At 50.4% G+C, this 6,384-nt stretch carries 6 protein-coding genes; 2 read left to right on the top strand and 4 right to left on the bottom strand.

Annotated elements, in window-relative coordinates:
• Nucleotides 1-189 precede the first annotated feature (189 nt).
• Nucleotides 190-2,034, top strand: a complete 1,845-nt coding sequence (locus BZG84_RS15010) for a ricin-type beta-trefoil lectin domain protein (protein ID WP_077481469.1) — start codon at nt 190-192, stop codon at nt 2,032-2,034.
• 61 nt (nt 2,035-2,095) lie between these two features.
• Here the strand turns inward: BZG84_RS15010 and BZG84_RS15005 are convergent, their stop codons facing one another.
• Both BZG84_RS15005 and BZG84_RS15000 read right to left on the bottom strand, forming a co-directional pair.
• The gene (locus BZG84_RS15005; RefSeq protein WP_077678415.1) at nt 2,096-2,722 is read right to left on the bottom strand and encodes a DsbA family protein; all 627 of its coding nucleotides are present in this window, start codon (nt 2,720-2,722) and stop codon (nt 2,096-2,098) included.
• Nucleotides 2,716-3,585, bottom strand: a complete 870-nt coding sequence (locus BZG84_RS15000) for an MBL fold metallo-hydrolase (RefSeq protein WP_077676128.1) — start codon at nt 3,583-3,585, stop codon at nt 2,716-2,718. Before BZG84_RS15000 ends, BZG84_RS15005 begins: the two co-directional genes overlap by 7 nt.
• A 167-nt stretch (nt 3,586-3,752) precedes the next feature.
• Between BZG84_RS15000 and BZG84_RS14995 the strand changes: the two genes are divergently transcribed.
• Complete coding sequence (locus BZG84_RS14995) at nt 3,753-4,655, top strand: LysR family transcriptional regulator (protein ID WP_077678414.1); 903 nt, start codon at nt 3,753-3,755, stop codon at nt 4,653-4,655.
• A gap of 42 nt (nt 4,656-4,697) precedes the next feature.
• Here BZG84_RS14995 and BZG84_RS14990 read toward each other — a convergent pair whose 3' ends face one another.
• Together BZG84_RS14990 and BZG84_RS14985 are read right to left on the bottom strand one after the other, a co-directional pair.
• Nucleotides 4,698-5,177 carry a YaiI/YqxD family protein gene (locus tag BZG84_RS14990; protein ID WP_069587832.1) on the bottom strand — a complete coding sequence of 160 codons (480 nt, stop codon included), beginning with the start codon at nt 5,175-5,177 and terminating at the stop codon, nt 4,698-4,700.
• A gap of 64 nt (nt 5,178-5,241) precedes the next feature.
• Nucleotides 5,242-6,363, bottom strand: a complete 1,122-nt coding sequence (locus BZG84_RS14985; RefSeq protein ID WP_077678413.1) for an alpha/beta hydrolase family protein — start codon at nt 6,361-6,363, stop codon at nt 5,242-5,244.
• Between the last annotated feature and the right edge of the window lie 21 nt (nt 6,364-6,384).

Below are 6,384 nucleotides of genomic sequence, written 5' to 3'. Positions count from 1 at the left end.
AGACAAAACTATCCATAAAAAAACAAAAAGTTCGCCACTCATCTTTTCATGTTTACTATCACAATTTTCATATCTAAAAATAATAATACATTGATTTAATTAATCACTAAAACTAGTGTCCGCTCGCCGTTAAAAAATTATTCCACTCGGCAAACAAAACATAAAAACAAACAACGTAGAGTAATTATAATGAAAAGAATGATCACATTGTTAGCTATCGCTATACCATTGTCCGCTTCCGCGGATGATACACAAATAAATACCTTTATGACGGAGTTCCATCAAGACCCCCAAAAGGTCATGAACGCACTTCCCCCAAAAGATGGTGACGACTACCAAACCCCTGAAGCTAATGTTGTAGAGCGCTTTCGAGCAAGGATACGTGATGACATTATGGCGCGCGCAGCTGGCACACCGCCACCATTAGACCTTAATGATCGTATTGTCGAGCCCTTATCAAACATACGCTTATATAATGATAACCCCGCTCGCTTAGTTGACGCAGGAAATAATTTAATCCGTAATTTATCAGTATTAAGCCAGCAAGCACCGATTAGCAAAAAACTGACAACACAGCCATGGTCAGATACCTATTGGCCATTATATTCAGGTGCCGCGGCATGGCGCTATGCAGACCGAGAGCTTTCCGCCTCTAATTGGCAAAGTTATTATGACTTCTCTCATACTATAAAGCCTGTTAATACTTATCCTGCTCACCAACGTGATTTGCTGTCCCCCGCAGAAAAGTATGATTTATTAGTGGGTGACTCGAACTACACATTAACCAAGAAGTCGTGGGATTCAGGAAAAGGTTACTTCGAGTCACAAGGCCATGTAGAAAAGTGGATGGGACTTTGTCATGGCTGGGCTGCAGCCGCGTACATGCTGCCTCGCCCCAAACAATCTGTTTCTGTACCGGACGCGAATGGCGAGATATTAAAGTTCTATCCTTCAGATATTAAGGCATTAGGAACCTTACTGTGGGCGGAAGCGCCTTTTGACACCAAATTTATCGGTGGTCGCTGTAATATCAAAAATCCACAAAAAGATGAAAATGGCCGAATTATTGAGCCCGATTGTGTCGACAACAACCCAGGCAGTTGGCACTTAGCGGTGTTAAATCAAATCGGCATCACAGGGCGCAGTATGATCATGGACGCGACCTATGACTATCAAGTTTGGAACCAGCCGATTCTCGGGTACAAACTTACCTACTTTAACCCACAAACTCACCGCTCTTCGGATGATCCCAACAAGGTCAAGATACCACTGGCCCAATATAGTAAAGATAAGTTCACGAAATACCGTTCGAGAAGTACGCAGTCGATCGTCGGTGTGCAAATGGTGGTCGACTATATGGTTGAAACCAACCCTACTCACCGTGACAAGGATATCCCAACATTCGATGGCGTCTCTCGAGTCACTTACTACTACGACTTAGAGTTGGATAAACAAGGCGATATCATTGGCGGCGAGTGGTACCAGAACCGTCATCCTGATTTCTTGTGGACACCGACTCCCAATGCCATTGCTAAATCTTACTATGATGGACAAGGTTCATGGCGTATTGACCAGCCCGTCCCCACGAGCTGGCAGCGTCAGGCACCTCACGCATCACGTTACTCACAGCCTATGACCGCTATTGTTTCAACGCTCTTCGATGCATCGGCAGGCGCACAAACGCCCGCTATATCGTGGCAACAGCTGGTGACCCAAGACAACCATTGCCTCGACGTTGAGTCGAGCAGCAACCATCCCGGCGCAAACGTATTTGGCTGGCAATGTCATGGTGGTAGTAACCAGCAGTGGCAATTAACCCCTGAAGGAAAACTTATGAGTAAAGTGGCACCAGATTTATGCTTGGATCAGCAAGGTGTACAAATCAGCATGGAATCGTGCGCTGACACCCCGAGCCAAACATGGCGATTTGAAGGTGGGCAAATGAAAAATGCGCTAGATAATGCGTTGAAATGGAATGCAAATACATGGCGGGTTGAGGCTGATATCAAGGGCAGTCAGTGGGAATGGCGCTAGCCTCTAACCATCTTCCTTAAGTCACAAACGGCGAGCCTCATGCTCGCCGGTTTTGTTTGCTTTATGCCTGAGTCAGTGTTTGCCAGAGCGCCTGCCATGCATCTGGGCGGCGATAGTATTGGCTCACTGTTATGGCTTGCCATTGGCCGTTTTGCTCCATCAGCATGGATGGAAAACCGCGTAAGCCATGCGCTGCCATCAATTGACGGGTTTGATTCACCGCGGGCATCACATCATTTTTGGCGCGATTCATCGCCTGTTGCCAAGCCCCTGCCTCTATCCCCATCTCACTGGCAAGCTCTGCGAGCGTGTCAGCTTCATAGACGGAGCGACCTTGCTGATAATGGCCACGCTGGATGCGTTTCAGCATCTCTGCACCCTGACCATCAAGCTGCTGAGCAGCGAGTATGGCTTGCGCGGTAATAAAGGAGTCCAAAATTACCGGCTGGTCGCTTGCCACGCGGTCAAGATAGGCTTGACCAAATGCCTGTCCGGTTTGATCGGCAATGGTCTGATCTGCCGCCAAGATATGTTGACGAAAGCTGTCTTCAATCGGCGCACGCTCTCGCATACCACCTGGATGAAACTGCAAGTTAATCTCAGGGGTGTTGCTCAAGCTTTCAATCAAGGTGGCGGCGCCAAAGCACCAGCCACACATTGGGTCAAAAATATAGTGGACGTTTACCATTCCATCTCTCCCATATGTACTTTGGCACCAATTTCCAAAGCCATCGGCAAACCCGCTTTCGGATATTTCGCTTGCATGGTTTTAATCAGCTCAGCACTGTCTTTGCTGTTTGCTTTCGCCTCGGCAAAGTCTTGCAAATACTGCTGGGCAAAAGTAATGGTGTCAGCGTTCAGTGCCGTGCCCGCGGTCATGTGTCCTGGGATCACGACTTTAGGCTTCAGTGCTGCCATTTCTTCTAGTTGTGCGGCCCAACCTTCACGCGCTTGGTCAGATTGTGCGTCTGCCATCCAAAGGTGAACATTGCCATACACAGCGACGTTACCTAGGATCGCCTTGTTGGCTGGGATCCAAAGATACGGACGATGTGCCAACTCGCCTTTCGCGCCGCGAATTTCAATTTTACGACCGTCCAGTGTCAATGATGAACGGGTATAAGCAGCAGGCACTACAGGGTTTTGCGGGGCATTGTCACCCATTTTTGGTGCCCAAAATGCCATTTTTCCATCCAGTTTTTCTGCAATGGTGGCGCGCACTGCCGGTGTGGTGATCACTTTTGCGTCAGGGAACATGCCGTGCAGCACTTCCGCGCCAAAATAGTAATCTGGGTCTGCTTGGCTAATAAAGATAGTGGTCAGCTCTTTCCCAGAGTCCAGCACTTTAGCGGCAATACGTAGCGCGTCTGCTTTAGTAAAGCCCGTATCAACCACCATGGCTTCGGTTTCGCCATACACCAAGGTTGAGTTTACGTGGAAGCTATTACCATCCGCGTTATATACGTCCAAGTTCAAGGGTTCAGCATTATTTGCTGCCATTGCGCTGCCGGTCAGTAATAAAGAGGCGGCTAGGGTTTTTATCAATTTCATCGTCGTGCTCCGTTGTTTGCATTCGGTGTTGAGATGCTGTGCAGTTTACGGGCTCGACTTGTTCGAATATATAGCTAATAATTTACATCATTATTTCATAATTCGAGCATGTAAACGGGTCGTACCGCCTTACGAACGGCTGGCTCTTAAGCATAGATGAGATTGACATGGACACACTGACTGCAGCCCGCGTATTGATTGATGTCGCCCTAACGCAAAGTTTTACCGCCACTGCCGAGCGTCTCGAGATGTCGCGCCCGATGGTGACTCGCCATGTCGAAGCGCTGGAAGACTGGTTGGGCGTGCGCTTATTACAACGCACCACGCGTAAGGTTTCATTAACTTCCGCCGGCGAGCAAAGCTTGCCGCAACTGGAGCAATGGGTTGAGCAAGCCAATGCCCTGACACAGCAATGGCAACAAGAGGCGGGCTTGACTGGCAAAGTGCGGGTGGCGACCAGTATGTCGTTTGGTTTCGCGCAACTGATCCCCGCGGTAAAGCCCTTTATGGCCGCTCACCCCGGAGTCGATGTAGATATTGAAGTGCAAGATAAGGCGGTCGATTTGATTGCAGATCGGATTGATATAGCCATCCGCATTGCATCCAACCCCGACCCTTCCCTTATTGGTCGTCCGATCGCCGCGTGTGATTCCGTTTTGGTAGCGGCACCGGATTATTTGGCGGCCCATGCACCGATCCGCTCCCCGGAAGATCTCACCGCGCATAGCTGTCTCAGTTATAAGCAATTTGATCGACCGATTTGGCATTTAGACAAAGACGAGGAGCACGCCGCGGTTGAAGTGCAAGGTAAGCTCTCAGCTAACGAGGCGACTACTTTACTCAGTGCTGCCATTCAGGGGATGGGCGTGAGCATGCAGCCGGTGTACCTGGCTCATAGTGCCATTGCGCGAGGTCAGTTGGAGGTCGTGCTCCCCGATTGGCAACCCAAGGCAATGGATATCTACGCCTTGTATCCGTCACGTCGCAACCAGCCACCAGCGGTGCGTGCGCTGCTGGATGCGCTGATTGCCCACTTCGCCAATCGCGAATGGGCACCGGTTGCTATTTAGTCAACAGAAAAAATTGAGTGATGAGAGGATAAGCTCGTAGGTTTAATCAGACGATTTTGCTCGCGCAGCATGATAACGCTGGGCTTTAACCAGCCATTTATCAAGCTGGTTGGCAAAAGCTTGTTTTTGCTGCGGACCAAGCGGAGCAGGCCCACCTGTGTGCACACCGCTACTGCGCATGGTTTCCATAAAATCACGGATATTAAGCCGGGCGCGGATGTTTTCTTTGGTCAGCAATTCGCCGCGGGTGTTAATCACCGTCACGCCCTTTTCAATCACTTCATCCGCGAGCGGAATGTCTTGGGTGATCACCAAATCGCCCGCCTCTGCCTCGGCAACAATTTGGTTGTCCGCCACATCAAAGCCCTTTTCTACCTGACGTGAACTGGCGTAAGGCGACGGCGGTAAACGGATAAACTGGTTGGCAATAAAGGTGGCTTGAATGTGCGTTCGGTGTGCCGCGCGCACTATCATCTCGCGCATCGCGACCGGACAAGCGTCCGCGTCTACCCATATTTGCATGCTGGTTCTCTTAGCGTTAGCGTCAATGCCTGCATTAAACCCCAATTCACCGCAAATTGAAACGTTACCCCTGTGTTGTATCCGCGTTTAGTACTGGCTTTACATCGCTTAGCTGCTCAGGCGCGCAGATATTAGTCTGTGTTGGCCGCCCGCTCTCAAACTGCGCTAGCCAAGACGTTAAGCATGGCATCACGCCATCTGCAAACGCTGCCTCCCCTTGCCACCAAACCCGTGCCAGTGTTAACCAGCGGTGACGCTCACTGTGTGCATTGGCGATATTATCGGTGCGCAGTAGGCTGTGGTCGGCCTTTTCAAACACATGCACGTGATAAAATGGCAGCGGCGCGTTAGCAAGCAGCTGGTGATACGTAGAAGCGGTTTTATCTGAGTCGACATAAGCATCCCGCGCACCAAACAACGCTAACGTGGGCACGTCGAGATCGATTAAATCAGCAGTCACATCCGAGGCCCAATTACGTTGTACAAATTGCCAAAAGGCCTCGCTCATGGGCGCTTTCTCATCCTGTTTTACGTGGTTGAGGTACTGTTGATACGACGCGCCGGATTGGATCAAGGCATCCACTGTCGCCTCGGCAGCTTGCTCTTCCGCAATAGCGGATTCACTGTATCCGGCGGCTAATCGCCGTTGATGTCCAGAATACTCGGATTGCGCCATCCAGTTGACTGCTCCACCGACACTGATCAGAAAATCGATGTTTTCGACTTGGTGCGCCACCTTAGGGATCACCCAACCAGCTTGGCTAAAGCCCATCAACCCCAGTTTGCCATCCTTTAGCCCCAAGGTTTGGCGCAAATAGCGAATCGCCGCCGCGACTTCATCGGCCCGATCTTGCATCGATTGCGACCGCCAATCCCCACTTGACTCACCCAGCCCCGGCTTATCCCAAGACAACGCACACCACCCATTCGCCGCTAACACTCGCCAGAGTGGGAGGTAATAACCAAACGCATCGGTCGGCACGTCACCAGAGCCATGCACAAACACCACACACTGATTCGGGCTCTCAGAACCTAAAGGTAAAATTAATTCACCTGCGAGCTGATTATCGCCGGCATTAAAGTGAATGGATTGACGCGTCAGCCCCGCGTTTGGGTCATCGATGACTATGACCAAAAACGTGCCTATCAGCATCAGCGCTATCAAACCTCGCTTTAGCCACTTCATCCCCTTTCTCCTTCCACCCCA

The organism is Salinivibrio sp. PR932 (genome assembly GCF_001996125.1).
In the GTDB taxonomy this organism is placed as follows: Bacteria; Pseudomonadota; Gammaproteobacteria; order Enterobacterales; family Vibrionaceae; genus Salinivibrio; species Salinivibrio proteolyticus.
Note: the sequence above shows the minus strand (reverse complement) of the source record. Positions and strands in the feature narration are given on the sequence as shown.